Source organism: Micromonospora citrea, from assembly GCF_900090315.1.
Classification (GTDB): Bacteria; Actinomycetota; Actinomycetes; order Mycobacteriales; family Micromonosporaceae; genus Micromonospora; species Micromonospora citrea.
Window position 1 is genome coordinate 1,053,306 of sequence record NZ_FMHZ01000002.1, and the last position, 14,219, is coordinate 1,067,524.

Genomic DNA, 14,219 nt, shown 5'->3' on the forward strand with positions numbered 1-14,219 from the left:
GCCTCGTCGCGGCGCCCGACCTCATGCCGCCCGCCCGCCCGCACGCGCCGCGGCGGCCGCGCGGCTACGAGAGCACGCGCGGCCGTCAGGTGGCGACCGGACCGTCAGAGGTGGCGCAGCTCGATGGCGTCGGCGATGGCCTGCGCCCCCGCGTCGTTCGGGTGCAGCCGGTCGCCGCAGTCGTACGCCGGCCGCAGCCCGGGGCCTTCCGGGTCGGCGAGGGCCCGGTCGACGTCGGCCACCGCGTCGAACTCGCCGCTGCTGCGGATCCAGTGGTTGACCGCGACCCGGGACTCCTCAGCCCGTCCGTACACGCTGCCCGCCACCGGGGACAGGGTGGTGCCGACGACGGTGATCCCCCGGGCGCGGGCGATGTGGATCAACGCCCGGTAACCGGCCACGAGGTGGTGCTCGTCGACCTTCGGCGAGGGACCGCAGCCGAAGTCGGGCAGCTCGCTGGTGCCGAGGTCGTTGATGCCGGCCGCGACGATCACCGTACGCACCCCGGGCTGGTCCAGCACGTCCCGGCGGAAGCGGGTCAGCATGCTCTCGCCGTAGCAGGTCGAATCGGTGAGCAACTTGTTGCCGTTGATGCCGACGTTCGCCACACCCATCGGCACGCCCGCGGCGGCCAGCCGCTCGGCCAACTGGTCCGGATAGCGGTTGTCCGCGCCGGACGTCGAGCCGTAGCCGTCCGTGATGGAGTCACCCAGGGTCACCACCGTGCCGCGCCCGGGCCGAGGCCCGCCCGCGACGTCCACTCCCGTCAGGTAGTACCAGGAGTCGCTGACCTCGCCCGCGAACGCGCGGCCGTCGCGGTCGTACCGGTGGTCGCCGGCAGCGCGGTAGGTGGTGGTCAACCCGTTCTCGTGGAAGGTGGCGGGGCCGGTCGACCCGGCCAGGTACAACGTGACGGTCAGCCGCTCCAGCGGCCTGGTGCGCAGGAACACCACGTCGGTGGCGACGTCGCGGCCTGCCGGGATCGTCACGCCGGCCGACCGGCCGAAGGTGAGCCGCCGGACGGTGCCGGGCCGCACCGCCGCCCCGGCGGTGGTCCGGCCGATGGTCGCCCCACTGACCCGCAGCGGCCCGGTGCCGTAGCGGTTGGACAGCCGGATCCGCAGCCGGCTGCCACCGACGCTCAGCCGGACCACCTGCCGCACCGACTGGTTCCGGAAGCCCTCGGTGGACCAGTTCGGCCCGTCCCACTCGTTGCCCGGCACCGGGTGCTGCGGAGCGCTCGCCCAGCCGGCCGACCAACCGCCGCGCGCGTCGCCGTGGGGCACGGCCGTCGCGGGTGCCGCCGGGAGCGCGGTGGTCAGCCCGACGGCCAGCAGGGCCACGGCGACCGCGAGGCGGCCACGTCTCGAATGCATCTGAACACGTCCTCTCAGAGCCAGTAGGTGTCGTGGTGGAGGAAGAAGTCGGCCCGTTCCTCCTCGCTCAGCGCCGCCAGCCCGGACAACTCGTCGAAGTAGCCCTCCCTGGGAGCGCCCGGCGCGAAGTGCAGCAGCATCGAGGCGGGTTGACCGGACTCGTTGCGGAACGCGTGGATTCCGCCCTCCGGGACGTGGACGAAGTCACCCGGCCCGGTGTCGATCCAGCGCCTGCCGTCGTAGATCCGCACCGAGCCGGCGAGGATGAAGAACGACTCGGAGATACTCCGGTGGAAGTGCGGGGCCGGCCCGCTCGGTGCCGGACCCATGTCCCAGCGATAGAGGCCGAACTGGCCGTTGGTGGTGGCTCCGGTGGCCAGGTAGTGCGCCTCGCCCCCGTCGGCGTGGCGCAGCTCGGGCGGCGAGTGGGCCGTGCGGTACGTCGCGGTGGTCTCACCCGTGGCGCCGAGGTACCGCGGTGGGGGGTACGTCATTGGTGCTCCTCTTCGACGGGTCGCGGGGGACGAGGCGTTACCGCTTCTTCGCCGGCCGGTAGCGCAGGACGACCACGCCCGAGCTGAACGCGGTCTGGCCGACGAGTTCCAGGCTGGCCGCGCCGCCGTGGCGGAACAGCAGGTCACCGTTCTCCACCAGCCCGTCGCCGACGAGCACGGGGTGCAGCCAGAACCGCAGCTCGTCGAGGAGGTCGTGGTCGAGCAGGGTACGGGCGAGCCGGCCGAACCCGTACGTCAGGATGTCCTTGCCGGGCTGCCGCTTGAGCTCGCCGACCTCCTTGACCACGTCGCCGGAGATGATCGTCGAGTTGCTCCAGTCGGCGTCCTGCAGGGTCGTCGAGACCACGTACTTCGGCATGCTGTTCATCCGGTCGGCGAAGCCGGCCTCGTCGCGCGGCATGCTCGGCCACGCCTGGGCGAATCCCTCGTAGGTGGTGCGTCCCAGCAGCAGGGCGTCGCTGGCGAACAGCTGCTCCAGGGCGTACCGCTGCCCCTCCTCGTTCATGTACGACATCATCCACAGGTGCGGATTCGCGATGACCCCGTCCAGAGAGACGTACGTCGAAGCGATCACCTTCCTGGCCGGCGCGGCGTTCGTGTCGGTCATCGGTTGCGGTCCCTTCTCGTCGCGGCCGGATCTCGCACCGGCCGCCCTGTCGATGACCATCGTGCTGCCGGGCGTGGGCGGCGGGCATCCGTGTCGGCCACGGATCCGATCACGGAAGCCTGGTACGGACGCTGCCCGGCGCGGTGCGGAACAATGGGAGCGTGCCCCGTCCGACCGCCACCGAACGACCGTCCAAGCGCGAGGCCGAGGTGCTCGCCCTGCTGGGTCTGCGCCTGTCGAACACCGAGATCGCCGAACGGCTGTTCATCTCGGTGCGCACTGTGGAAAGTCATGTGTCGTCGTTGCTGCGCAAGTACGGCGTCGCCGACCGGATCGCGTTGGCGGCCCTCGGCGGATCGCCGCCGGACGGCCAACTGCCGGCCGGCCGGCTGGTCGGGATGCCGGAGCCACGCACGGCGTTCGTCGGGCGCGGGCCCGAGCGGGACGCCATCCTCGCCGCGCTCGACCGCAACCGGCTGGTGACCCTCGTCGGTCCGGGTGGGGTCGGCAAGACCCGCCTGGCATGTGCGGCCAGCGCGGCGGCGGCGCCCTCCTTTCCGTTCGGCGGGGCGTTCGTCGATCTCGTACCGGTCCGGGACGGCTTCGTGGCGCAGGCCGTGGCGACCGCGCTCGGGGTCGCCGAGCAGGCCCAGCAGCCGTTGCTGGCCGCCATCGTGAGCCGTCTCGGTCAGGACCGTGCCCTGCTGGTGCTGGACAACTGCGAGCACCTGCTCGACCCGGTCGCCGGCTTCGTCGAGCGGATCCTGTCCGCCTGCCCCGGCACGACCGTCCTGGCCACCAGCCGCGAGCGACTCGCCGTGCCCGGCGAGCAGGTCGTCCCGGTGGCTCCGCTGCCGGCGGCGACCGACGCGGTGGCACTGTTCGACGACCGGGCGCGGGCGGCCGACCCGGACTACAGCGCGGACCCGACGGTCGTGGCCGAGTTGTGCGCCCGGCTCGACGGCATGCCCCTGGCGATCGAGCTGGCCGCCGCACGCAGCGCCTCGCTGGGCGTGCCCGGCCTGCTGGCAGCCGTCGACGACATGCTGCGCCTGCTGGCCGGTGGGCGCCGGGCGGACGGGCGGCACCGCTCGCTGCGGGCGGTCATCGACTGGAGCCACGACCTGCTGGACGTCGAGGAACGCGCGCTGTTCCGCCGCCTGTCGGTCTTCGTCGGCAGCTTCGACCTGACCGCCGCGGCGGCGGTCAGCCCGCAGGCCCGGCCCGGCGTGGTCGCCGACCTGCTCGCCCGACTGGTGGAGAAGAGCCTCGTCGTGCGGGTGCGGGGCGCGGTGAGCCGGTGGCGGCTGTTGGAGACGGTGCGCGCCTTCGCCATCGAGCAGCTCACGGCAGCCGGCGAGGAGCCGGCGCTGCGGCAGCGGCACCTGGACTGGGCCGCGGCGACCGCGGTCGGCCTCGAGCGGCGGCTGGGCGACCGCCCGAGGCCCGGAGACGGGTCGCAGCCGCCGGCGGCGGACACGTCGCCCGACGAACGGCGACCGGAGTTTCCGGCCGTCGCCGACGACCTCAGGGCCGCCCTGGCGAACTGTCCGTCGGGGCCGAGCCCGCTCGCCCACCGGCTGGCCCGCGCGCTCGGCCGCCTCACCTACGCGCACCGGTTCCTCCTCGAGGCCGCCGACCACTTCGAGCGGGCGGCCGCCTTCGCCCCCACCCCGAAGGACGCCGCCCGGGATCTGCGCAGCGCGGCCGACTGCGTCGTCATCGTCACCAACTCCAGCCCGCGGGCCTTCCGTCAGCTGATGGCGGCGGCCGAACGGGCCGAGGCAGCCGGCGACGGCGACGCCCGGGCCGTCGCGCTGGCACGGGCGGTGGAACTGGCCAACCGGTTCAGCTCGGAGCCGGCGGCCGAGATGCCTCAGCACCGGCTGCGTGACCTGCTGGACCAGGCGGTCGCCAGTGGGGCGCCGGACCGGCCCACCGTGTCCGCCTGCCTCGCGCTGGCGAGGGCGTGGACAGCCGGCGGGCAGTGGCGCGCACCCGACCCGCAACTCGCCGCCGCCGCGCTGGCCGCCGCCCGCTCCGCCGGCGACCCGGTGCTGGTCAGTGCCGCTCTGGAGGCGGTGAGCGTGGCCGCCACCACGGCCGGACGGCTGCGCGAGGCGCACCGGGTCACCGGGGAACGGATCGCCCTGCTGCCCAGCCTGCCGCGCGACGATCCGTACGCCGGTGTGGAAATCGTCGACGCGTTGCACATGGCGGCGGGCTGCGCGATCGTCGCCGGCGATCTGCGGGCCGCGCTGGCCGGGGCGCTGCGCGTCACGCACGACGACCTGTTGAGCAATCACCCGTACGGCCCGGCGAGCAAGCTGGTGCCGGCCCTGGCCCTCAGCGGGTGGTTGGCGGAGGCGGTGCGGCACGCGGACGCCATGTGGGCCGGTTGGCTACGGGCGGGCAGCCCGCCGGCGCCGTGGCTGTCGGTGGCCGTCCTGACGTCCGCGCTCGCCCACGGCCTGCTCGGCGATGATGCGGGCTGTGCCCGGTGGCGCAGCCGGGCCCTCCAGGTCACCGGACGCGTCGACGCCGGGCACCCGCTCGGCCTCGTGCCGTTCTTCACCTTCGTGGACGCGCGGGTCGCCGTGCACGCCGGGCGGGTGGAGGACGCGGCGGCGCTGGTCGAGCGGGCCTTTGGCACGCCGGGCAGGTACGAGCCGTACGCCCGGGCCGCGGCGGCCGAACTCGCCGTCGTCGCCGGGCTGCCGGACGCGGCCGAGCGCCTCGCCGCGGCGGCGCCGGCGTGCGCGGAGAACGACTGGGCGATGGCCTGCCTGACCCGCGCCACCGGGCGGCTGCGCCACGACGAGCGGGTGCTGGCCGCCTCGGCCGAGGCCTTCGACCGCGCCGGCGCCCGGTTCGAACGGGCCTGCACGCTGCTGTTGCTGCCCGACCGGGCGGCCGAGGGGCGCAACGAGATAGCCGCACTGCATAAACGGTTCGTTGACAACGGCGCGTTGGCATGATCCGATGAGGGTATGACCGACCACGTCTTCGCCACGCCGGACGCGGGTCGTGCCCGCGCCGAACGCACCTACTCGGCCCTGCACCACATCGCCGAACGCCACGCCGGCACCGAGACCCGCCGGCGCCGGCACACCAACCCCTACGTCCCCGACACCTACGAGGCGGTCGCGCTGGTCACCGCCCTGGCCGCCGGCGGCGCCGAGGTGGAGCCCGGGGAGGAGCCGGTCGACGACGCCGACCTCGTCGCGGCGCTCACGCTCGTGCCGCACCTGCGCGCCGAGGTCGACACCATGGAGGCCGGGCTGCTGACGCTGGCGCGCGCCCGAGGGCTCACCTGGCAGCAGATCGCGTACGGGCTGGGGCTGGGCAGCGCGCAGGCGGCCAAGCAGCGCTTCGAGAGGCTCTCCGCCCGCACCGCCACCACCGACTGACGCGGCCGGTGGGCCAGACTGGGCACGGGATCGGTGTCGAGGAGGACGCGATGACGCGCGAGGAGATGCTGGCGTACTGCCTGGGCAAGCCGGGGGCGTGGCTGGACCAGCCGTGGGAGGGCGACGAGGTGGTGAAGGTCGGCAGCCGGATCTTCGCCTTCCTCGGCTCCGTCGACGGCGACGACCCGACGGTCGGGGTGAAGTGCGGCCCGAGCCGGGAGATCGCCGACGAGTGGCTGCACCGGCACCCGGGCGACGCGCGGCCGTCGCCGTACATCGGGCGCTCCGGCTGGAACACGCTGCGCCTGGCCGGCGGGATCGACGACGAGGAGCTGACCGAGGCGGTCGACGGCTCGTACGACGCGGTGGTGGCGAAGCTGCCGAAGCGCGAACGCCCCGGGGCGTGAGCACCTCGGGGAAACTGCCGCACCTTCGGGGAAACCGCCGCCGCAGGCGACGGCGAGGCAGCGGTTTCCCCGAAGGTGAGCGGATTTCTCCGCAACGGCACCCCTCAGCGGGGCACGACCCGCTCGGCGGCCCACTCCCGCCAGCCGGCCAGCTTGTCCGCCGCGGTGGCGAGCTGGTCGGCGACCGGGCCGGGGCCGGTCGAGCCCGGCGTGATCCGGGCGGCGAGCGCCGACCGCACCGACAGCACGTCCCGCACGGACGGGTCGAGGTGCTCGCTGACCGCCGCCAGGTCGTCGTCGCTGACCTCGTCGAGGGCGCAGTCCCGGGCCACGCAGAGCGCCACCAGCCGGCCGGTGATCTCGTGCGCGTCGCGGAACGGCACCCCCCGCCGGACGAGCCAGTCGGCCACCTCGGTGGCCAGCGAGAAGCCCACCGGCGCGGCGGCGACCAGCCGGTCCACCCGCACCGTCATCGTGGAGACCATCCCGGCGAGGGCCGGCAGCAGCAGCTCCAGGGTGTCGACCGCGTCGAAGGCCGGCTCCTTGTCCTCCTGCATGTCCCGGTCGTAGGTCATCGGCAGGCCCTTGAGCATGGTGAGCACGGCCATCAGCCCACCCACCAGGCGGCCGGACTTGCCCCGGGCCAGCTCGGCGATGTCCGCGTTCTTCTTCTGCGGCATGATCGACGAGCCGGTGGCGAAGGCGTCGTCCAGCTCGACCCAGCCGAACTCCTGGGACGTCCAGAGCACCACCTCCTCGCCGAGGCGGGACAGGTGCACGCCGATCATCGCGGTGACGAAGAGGAACTCGGCGACGAAGTCCCGGTCGGCCACGGCGTCCATCGAATTGGCGAAGGACGTGCGGAAGCCCAGCTCCTTGGAGACGGCCACCGGGTCCAGCGGCAGGCCGGAGCCGGCCAGCGCGCCCGCGCCGAGCGGGCTGACCGCCGTGCGGTGGTCCCAGTCGCGCAGCCGCTCCAGGTCGCGCAGCAGCGGCTGCACGTGAGCCAGCAGCCAGTGCCCGAAGGTGACCGGCTGGGCGTGCTGGAGGTGGGTCATCCCCGGGGCGGCGGTGTCCACGTGCCGCCCGGCCTGCTCGACGAGGGCCTCGGCCAGCTCGACCAGCCGCGCCGCCACGCCCCGGGCGTGGTCGCGCAGATAGAGTCGCAGGTCGGTGGCGACCTGGTCGTTGCGGGACCGGCCGGCGCGCAGCTTGCCGCCGAGGCTGCCCAGGCGTTCCAGCAGCCCGCGCTCCAGCGCGGTGTGCACGTCCTCGTCGTCGACGGTCGGGCGGAACTGGCCGGAGGCGCAGGCCGCCTCCAGGTCGTCCAGGGCGGCGAGGATGCGGCCCAGCTCCTCCGGGTCGAGCAGGCCCGCGCCGGCGAGGACCCGGGCGTGCGCCCGGGAACCCGCGATGTCGTACGGGGCGAGGCGCCAGTCGAACTGCACGCTCACCGACAGCCGGGCCAGGGCTTCGGCGGGACCGCCGGCGAACCGGCCGCCCCAGAGGCTGGTGCGGTTGGTGGCGGCGCTGTTCTCGGTCAGGCTCTTGTCGTCCACGTCGCCCATTGTGGTGCCCACGATCCTCAGCCTCCCAGCCGGGCGTCCCGCGCCGCGGCCATCCTGCTGGGCAGGCCCCAGAGCTGGACGAAGCCCTTGGCCAGGGACTGGTCGAAGGTGTCGCCGGTGTCGTAGGTGGCCATGCCGAAGTCGTAGAGGCTGGCCTCGGAGCGCCGGCCGGTGACGGTGGCCCGGCCGCCGTGCAGGATCAGCCGCACCTCGCCGCTGACGTGCCGCTGGGCGTCGTCGATGAACGCGTCGAGGGAGCCCTTCAGCGGGGAGAACCAGAGGCCGTCGTAGACCAGCTCGCCCCAGCGCTGGTCGACGCTCTTCTTGAACCGGGCCAGGTCCCGCTCGACGGTCACCGCCTCCAACTCCTGGTGGGCGGTGATCAGGGCGATCGCGCCCGGCGCCTCGTACACCTCGCGGCTCTTGATGCCGACGAGGCGGTCCTCGACCATGTCGAGCCGGCCGACGCCCTGCGCGCCGGCGCGCCGGTTGAGCTCCAGGATCGCCTGGTACGGGGTGACGGTCTCGCCGTCGACCGCCACCGGCACGCCGGCGTCGAAGGTGATCACGACCTCGTCGGCGTCGCGCGGCTCGGCCGGGTCGGACGTGTAGGAGTAGAGGTCCTCGACGGGTGCGTTCCAGACGTCCTCCAGGAAGCCGGTCTCCACGGCGCGGCCCCACAGGTTCTGGTCGATCGAGTAGGGCGACTTCGCCGACACGTCGATCGGCAGCCCCTTCTCCTCGGCGAAGGCGATCGCCTTGTCCCGGGTCCAGGCGAAGTCCCGGGCCGGCGCGACGATCTTCAGGTCGGGGGCGAGCGCGCCCAGCCCCACCTCGAAGCGGACCTGGTCGTTGCCCTTGCCGGTGCAGCCGTGCGACACGATGGTGCCGCCGTGCTTGCGCGCCGCGGCCACCAGGTGCTTGACGATCAGCGGCCGGGACAGCGCGGAGACCAGTGGGTAGCGGTCCATGTAGAGCGCGTTGGCGCGGACGGCCGGCAGGCAGTACTCGGCGGCGAACTCGTCTCGCGCGTCGACCACCTCCGACTCGACGGCGCCGCAGTCCAGGGCGCGCTGCCGGATGGCGTCGAGGTCCTCGCCACCCTGCCCGACGTCGACCGCCACCGCGATCACCTCGGCGCCGGTCTGCTCGGCGAGGTACGGAATGGCGACGGAGGTGTCGAGCCCCCCGGAGTAGGCGAGTACGACCCGCTCGGTCATGGTGTGGTGCTCCCTTCGACGTTCTCTTCCCCGCGGGCCCAGCCGGCCAGCTTGTCGCCGAGCGCGGCCCCGCCGCCCGCCTCGCGGGCCACGACGAGGATGGTGTCGTCGCCGGCGATGGTGCCGACCACCTCGGGCAGTCCCGCCCGGTCCAACGCGCTGGCGAGGTACTGGGCTGCGCCCGGCGGGGTACGCAGCACGGCGATGTTGCCGCTGGAGTCGACCCCGTTGAGCAGCTCGCGCAGCAGCCGGACCAGCCGGGCCGGCGCCGCCTCGGCGTCGCGCAGCGGCCGGTGGCCGTCCTCGGGGATCAGGTAGACCGCCCGCCCGTCGCCGCCGCGTACGGTCACCGCGCCCAACTCCTTGAGGTCGCGGGACAGGGTGGCCTGGGTGACGCCGATGCCGTCGCCGGCGAGCACGTCGGCCAGCTCGGTCTGCGAGTGGATGGCCCTGTCGCGGATCAGCTCGACGATGCGGGCGTGGCGGGCGGCACGGGTCAGCGGGGCGGTCATGGTGTCTCCCTGGTCGCGTCGGCGCCCGGCGCCGCCGCGTCCGGGGCGGCGGGCGCGGCCCCGAGGAGGAACGTCAGCAACGCCTTCTGGGCGTGCAGCCGATTCTCCGCCTCGTCGAACACGACGCTCTGCGGGCCGTCGAGCACCTCGTCGGTGATCTCCTCGCCGCGGTGCGCGGGCAGGCAGTGCAGCACGACGGCACCGGGGGCGGCGTGGCCGAGCAGCGCGGCGTTGACCTGGTACGGCAGGAACGGGGTGAGCCGGTCCAGCCCGTCGTCCTCCTGCCCCATCGACGTCCAGGTGTCGGTGGCGACCACGTCGGCCCCGGCGACCGCTTCGACCGGGTCGGTCAGCGCCAGCACCGACCCGCCGGTGCCGGCGGCGATCTTCTCCGCCCGGGCGAGCACCTCCGGATCGGGGCCGAAGCCGGCCGGCCCGGCGACCCGGACGTGCATCCCGGCGGTCGCCCCGGCGAGCAGGTACGAGTGGGACAGGTTGTTGGCGGCGTCGCCGACGTAGGCCAGGGTCCGGCCGGCGGTGCCGCCGCAGTGCTCGCGGATCGTGAGCAGGTCGGCGAGGAGCTGGCAGGGGTGGAATCCGTCGGTGAGCGCGTTGACCACCGGGACGGTGGCCGCCTCGGCCACCTCGGCGATCCGGTCGTCGCCGTGCGTACGCAGCACGATCGCCGCGACGTAGCGGGAGAGCACCCGCCCGGCGTCGCCGAGGGTCTCGCCCCGCCCGAAGTGGGTCACCTGGGTGTCCACCACGAGGGGGTGCCCGCCGAGTTCGGCGATGCCGACGTCGAAGGAGAACCGGGTACGCAGGCTCTGCTTGTCGAACAGCACCGCCACCGACCGGGGTCCGGCCAGCGGCCGGTGGCCGAACCGGTCCGCCTTCATCCGTGCCGCGAGGTCGAGCACGGCCGACTGCTCGGCGGGGCTCAGGTCGTCGTCCCGCAGGAAGTGCCGGATCATGCGCTCGTCTCCGTCGTGCTCGTCTTCGCCTCGGCGCCGCCGGTGGACGGTCCGGGCGCGGTGGGCGGTGTCGACGCCGTGGGCGACGCCGAGGCGGTCGGCGCGGCCGGCGGCGTCGAGATCTTGGTGGGTTCCGGCCCTCGGAGGGGCCGTTTGTCACCAAGATCCGGCGCGGAGCCGGCGGCGGCCGGGGACGCCGCGTCGAGGGCGCCCGGGAGGGCGGCCAGGAAGGCGTCGACCTGGGCGGCGGTCAGGATCAGCGGCGGGGCGAGCCGGACCACGCCGGGCTGCACCGGGTTGACCAGGAAGCCGGTCTCCCGCAGCGCCTCGGCGAGCACCTTCGAGACGGGCGCGGCGAGCACGACGCCGAGCAGCAGGCCCGCGCCGCGCACGCCCTCGACCAGCGGGTGGCCGAGCGCCTCGATCCCCCGGCGCAGCCGCTCGCCGACCCGCTTGACGTGGTCGAGCAGCCCCTCGTTGGCGATGGTCGCCACCACCGCGAGTGCGGCGGCGCAGCTCACCGGGTTGCCGCCGAAGGTGGTGCCGTGCGAGCCGGGGGCGAGCAGCTCGGCGGCCCGCCCGAAGGCCAGGCAGGCACCGATGGGCAGGCCGCCCCCGAGCCCCTTGGCCAGGGTCACCACGTCGGGCTCGACGCCCTCGGCCTGGTGGGCGAACCAGTGGCCGGTGCGGCCGACGCCGGTCTGCACCTCGTCGAGCACCAGCAGGGCGCCGTGCCGGGCGGTGATCCGGCGGGCGGCGGCCAGGTAGCCGGCCGGCGGGACCACGACGCCGTTCTCGCCCTGGATCGGCTCCAGGATCACCATGGCGGTGGCGTCGGTGACGGCCGCCGCCAGGGCGGCGACGTCGCCGTAGCCGACGTGGGTGACCTCGCCGGGCAGCGGGCGGAACGGGTCGGCCTTGGCGGGCTGGCCGGTGAGCGCGAGCGCGCCCATGGTGCGGCCGTGGAACCCGCCCGTCGTGGCCACCACGTGCGTGCGACCGGTCAGCCGGGAGAGCTTGAACGCGGCCTCGTTGGCCTCCGCGCCGGAGTTGGCGAAGAACACCCGGCCGGGCCGCCCGGCCAGGGCCAGCAGCAGCTCGGCGAGCGTCACCGGCGGCTCGGCGACGTAGAGGTTGGAGACGTGCCCGAGGGTGGCGACCTGCTTCGACACGGCCGCCACCACGGCCGGGTGGGCGTGACCGAGGGCGTTGACCGCGATGCCGCCGACGAGGTCGACGTACTCCCGGCCGGCGTCGTCGACCACGACGGCGCCGGAGCCGGAGACGAGGGCGAGCGGTGGCCTGCCGTAGTTGTCCATCATGGACTGCGCCCAGCGCTCGACGAGGGTGCTCATGCCGGGACCGTGCCTTCCTTGTCGGCGGCGGGCGGGGTGGTGGGTGCGGTCCTGGCGCCGACGACCATGGTGCCGAACCCTTCGGAGGTGAAGACCTCCAGCAGTGTGGAGTGGGCGACCCGGCCGTCGACGACGTGCGCGGCGGGGACCCCCTGCCGCACCGCCCGCAGGCAGGCCTCCATCTTGGGCACCATGCCGCTGGACAGCGACGGCAGCAGCTCCGCCAGCTCGTCGGCGGTGATCTCGCTGACCAGGCTGCTCGTGTCCGGCCAGTCGGCGTAGAGGCCCGGCACGTCGGTGAGGACGACCAGCTTGCGGGCGTCGAGGGCGACGGCGAGCGCGGCGGCGGCGGTGTCGGCGTTCAGGTTGTGCAGCACCCCGTCGGCGTCGGGCGCGACGGTGGAGATGACCGGGATGCGGCCGGCCGCGATCAGGTCGGTGACCGCCGAGACGTCGACCGACTCGACGTCGCCGACCTGCCCGACGTCGACCGGCTCCCCGTCCACGTACGCGGGCCGCCGCACGGCGGTGAACAGCCCGGCGTCCTCGCCGGAGAGGCCGACCGCGAACGGGCCGTGGGCGTTGATCAGGCCGACGAGTTCCCGGCCCACCTGGCCGACGAGCACCATCCGGACCACGTCCATCGCCTCCGGGGTGGTGACCCGCAGGCCGCCCCGGAACTCGCTGGCGATGCCGAGCCGACCCAGCATGGCGGAGATCTGCGGGCCGCCCCCGTGCACCACGACCGGCTTCAGGCCGGCGTAACGCAGGAAGACCATGTCGGCGGCGAAGGCCCGCTGCAGCTCGGGGTCGACCATGGCGTTGCCGCCGTACTTGACCACGACGGTCGAGCCGGAGAAACGGGCCAGCCAGGGCAGCGCCTCGATCAGCGTGGCGGCCTTGGCCTGGGCGCGGGCGAGGTCGGTGGTGAGGCTCATGTCGAGTAGGCCGAGTTCTCGTGGACGTACGCGTGGGAGAGATCGTTGGTCCAGATCGTCGCCTCGGCGGCACCGGCGTGCAGGTCGATCCGGATGGTGACGTCCCGCCCGGACAAGTCGACCTTCGACCGGTCCTCGGCGGCGGCGCCGGAGCGGCACACCCAGACCCCGTTCACCGCGACGTCGACCGCGTCGGGCTCGAAGGCGGCGGCGGTGGTGCCGACGGCCGCGAGGATCCGGCCCCAGTTCGGGTCGTTGCCGAACAGCGCGGTCTTGACCAGGTTGTTGCGGGCCACCGCTCGACCCACCTCCACCGCGTCGTCCTCGCTCGCCGCGCCGACCACGTCGACGGCGATCTGCTTGGTGGCGCCCTCGGCGTCGGCGACGAGCTGCTGGGCCAGGTCGTGGGCGGCGGCGGTCACCGCGGCGGTCAGCTCTGCCCCGGTGGGCTCGATGCCGGAGGCCCCGCTGGACAGCAGCAGGACGGTGTCGTTGGTGGACATGCAGCCGTCGGAGTCGATCCGGTCGAAGGTCACCCGGCACGCCTCCCGCAGCGCGGCGTCGAGGACCTCGGGGCCCGCCACCGCGTCGGTGGTCAGCACGCAGAGCATGGTGGCCATCGCGGGGGCGAGCATGCCGGCGCCCTTGGCCATGCCGCCGACGGTCCAGCCGCTGCCCCGGGCCACCGCGGTCTTGGGCCGGGTGTCCGTGGTCATGATGGCCTCGGCGGCCGCCGGGCCGCCGTCGCGGGACAGCCCGCGGATCGCGGCGCGTACGCCGGGGAGCAGCTTCCGCATCGGCAGCCGCTCGCCGATCAGGCCGGTCGAGCAGACCGCCACGTCGCCGGCCCCGAGCATCAGCCGAGGGCTGGCCGAGGTGAGCGCGGCGGCGGCGTGCTCGGCGGTGGCGTGGGTGTCCTGGAAGCCGGCCGGGCCGGTGCAGGCGTTGGCCCCGCCGGAGTTGAGCACCACGGCGCGGACGACGCCGCCGCGCACCACCTGCTGGGTCCAGAGCACCGGCGCGGCCTTGACCCGGTTGGCGGTGAACACGCCGGCGACCCCGGCGTCCGGCCCGTCGTTGACGACCAGCGCGACGTCACTCGCGCCGCTGGCCTTGAGCCCGGCGGCCACCCCGGCCGCCCGGAACCCCCGCGGCGTCGTGACACTCACTGGTCCGCTCCTTCGTTCGCGACCGCGGGGCTCCGCCGCGCCGCACTCCTCGCGCTCACCGGTGCCGCTCCTTCGTTCGCGACTGCGGGGCTCCGCTGCGCTGCACTCCTCGCGCTCACCGGTGCCGCTCCTTCGTTCGCGACTGCGGGGCTCCGCTGCGCTGTACTC

Annotated in this window: 13 protein-coding genes; 3 read left to right on the forward strand and 10 right to left on the reverse strand. The window is 74.3% G+C overall.

Annotated features, from left to right (window positions below; all coding sequences use genetic code 11):
- Positions 1-104: 104 nt before the first annotated feature.
- From GA0070606_RS04975 to GA0070606_RS04985, 3 genes are read right to left on the reverse strand one after another with little or no spacing between them, the layout of a single operon-like run.
- Positions 105-1,376 carry an SGNH/GDSL hydrolase family protein gene (locus GA0070606_RS04975; protein ID WP_091095476.1) on the reverse strand — a complete coding sequence of 424 codons (1,272 nt, stop codon included), beginning with the start codon at positions 1,374-1,376 and terminating at the stop codon, positions 105-107.
- Positions 1,377-1,390: 14 nt separating this feature from the next.
- Positions 1,391-1,870, reverse strand: a complete 480-nt coding sequence (locus GA0070606_RS04980) for a cupin domain-containing protein (RefSeq protein ID WP_091095478.1) — start codon at positions 1,868-1,870, stop codon at positions 1,391-1,393.
- Between the two features lie 37 nt (positions 1,871-1,907).
- Complete coding sequence (locus GA0070606_RS04985) at positions 1,908-2,498, reverse strand: dihydrofolate reductase family protein (protein ID WP_091107311.1); 591 nt, start codon at positions 2,496-2,498, stop codon at positions 1,908-1,910.
- Between the two features lie 161 nt (positions 2,499-2,659).
- Between GA0070606_RS04985 and GA0070606_RS04990 the strand changes: the two genes are divergently transcribed.
- The 3 genes from GA0070606_RS04990 to GA0070606_RS05000 are packed head-to-tail and all read left to right on the forward strand — an operon-like array spanning position 2,660 to position 6,315.
- A complete protein-coding gene (locus tag GA0070606_RS04990) occupies positions 2,660-5,476 on the forward strand; it encodes an ATP-binding protein (protein WP_141721590.1) in 2,817 nt (938 codons plus the stop codon).
- A 12-nt stretch (positions 5,477-5,488) separates the two neighbouring features.
- Positions 5,489-5,908, forward strand: coding sequence for a DNA-binding protein (locus tag GA0070606_RS04995; RefSeq protein WP_091095483.1), 420 nt, complete (start codon positions 5,489-5,491; stop codon positions 5,906-5,908).
- A 50-nt stretch (positions 5,909-5,958) separates the two neighbouring features.
- On the forward strand, positions 5,959-6,315 hold the full coding sequence (locus GA0070606_RS05000; protein WP_091107313.1) for an MmcQ/YjbR family DNA-binding protein: 357 nt from the start codon (positions 5,959-5,961) through the stop codon (positions 6,313-6,315).
- A 104-nt stretch (positions 6,316-6,419) separates the two neighbouring features.
- Here GA0070606_RS05000 and argH read toward each other — a convergent pair whose 3' ends face one another.
- From argH to argJ, 7 genes are read right to left on the reverse strand one after another with little or no spacing between them, the layout of a single operon-like run.
- Complete coding sequence (argH, locus tag GA0070606_RS05005) at positions 6,420-7,883, reverse strand: argininosuccinate lyase (RefSeq protein WP_091095485.1); 1,464 nt, start codon at positions 7,881-7,883, stop codon at positions 6,420-6,422.
- A 17-nt stretch (positions 7,884-7,900) separates the two neighbouring features.
- Entirely contained in the window at positions 7,901-9,103 is a 1,203-nt protein-coding gene (locus GA0070606_RS05010) for an argininosuccinate synthase (protein WP_091095486.1), read from the reverse strand.
- Positions 9,100-9,615 carry an arginine repressor gene (locus GA0070606_RS05015; protein WP_091095488.1) on the reverse strand — a complete coding sequence of 172 codons (516 nt, stop codon included), beginning with the start codon at positions 9,613-9,615 and terminating at the stop codon, positions 9,100-9,102. The genes GA0070606_RS05010 and GA0070606_RS05015 overlap by 4 nt, the downstream gene beginning before the upstream one ends.
- Entirely contained in the window at positions 9,612-10,589 is a 978-nt protein-coding gene (argF, locus tag GA0070606_RS05020; protein ID WP_091095491.1) for an ornithine carbamoyltransferase, read from the reverse strand. The genes GA0070606_RS05015 and argF overlap by 4 nt, the downstream gene beginning before the upstream one ends.
- On the reverse strand, positions 10,586-11,944 hold the full coding sequence (locus GA0070606_RS05025; protein WP_245724567.1) for an acetylornithine transaminase: 1,359 nt from the start codon (positions 11,942-11,944) through the stop codon (positions 10,586-10,588). The genes argF and GA0070606_RS05025 overlap by 4 nt, the downstream gene beginning before the upstream one ends.
- Positions 11,941-12,882 carry an acetylglutamate kinase gene (gene argB / locus GA0070606_RS05030; protein WP_091095493.1) on the reverse strand — a complete coding sequence of 314 codons (942 nt, stop codon included), beginning with the start codon at positions 12,880-12,882 and terminating at the stop codon, positions 11,941-11,943. Before argB ends, GA0070606_RS05025 begins: the two co-directional genes overlap by 4 nt.
- A complete protein-coding gene (gene argJ / locus GA0070606_RS05035) occupies positions 12,879-14,051 on the reverse strand; it encodes a bifunctional glutamate N-acetyltransferase/amino-acid acetyltransferase ArgJ (RefSeq protein ID WP_091095495.1) in 1,173 nt (390 codons plus the stop codon). Before argJ ends, argB begins: the two co-directional genes overlap by 4 nt.
- Positions 14,052-14,219: the final 168 nt, after the last annotated feature.

Coding starts and splice junctions, on each gene's coding strand:
- GA0070606_RS04975 (WP_091095476.1), bottom strand. CDS start 1,376: ATGCATTCGAGACGTGGCCGCCTCGCGGTCGCCGTGGCCCTGCTGGCC.
- GA0070606_RS04980 (WP_091095478.1), bottom strand. CDS start 1,870: ATGACGTACCCCCCACCGCGGTACCTCGGCGCCACGGGTGAGACCACC.
- GA0070606_RS05000 (WP_091107313.1), top strand. CDS start 5,959: ATGACGCGCGAGGAGATGCTGGCGTACTGCCTGGGCAAGCCGGGGGCG.
- GA0070606_RS05010 (WP_091095486.1), bottom strand. CDS start 9,103: ATGACCGAGCGGGTCGTACTCGCCTACTCCGGGGGGCTCGACACCTCC.
- GA0070606_RS04995 (WP_091095483.1), top strand. CDS start 5,489: ATGACCGACCACGTCTTCGCCACGCCGGACGCGGGTCGTGCCCGCGCC.
- argB (WP_091095493.1), bottom strand. CDS start 12,882: ATGAGCCTCACCACCGACCTCGCCCGCGCCCAGGCCAAGGCCGCCACG.
- argH (WP_091095485.1), bottom strand. CDS start 7,883: ATGGGCGACGTGGACGACAAGAGCCTGACCGAGAACAGCGCCGCCACC.
- argF (WP_091095491.1), bottom strand. CDS start 10,589: ATGATCCGGCACTTCCTGCGGGACGACGACCTGAGCCCCGCCGAGCAG.
- GA0070606_RS05025 (WP_245724567.1), bottom strand. CDS start 11,944: ATGAGCACCCTCGTCGAGCGCTGGGCGCAGTCCATGATGGACAACTAC.
- GA0070606_RS04985 (WP_091107311.1), bottom strand. CDS start 2,498: ATGACCGACACGAACGCCGCGCCGGCCAGGAAGGTGATCGCTTCGACG.
- GA0070606_RS05015 (WP_091095488.1), bottom strand. CDS start 9,615: ATGACCGCCCCGCTGACCCGTGCCGCCCGCCACGCCCGCATCGTCGAG.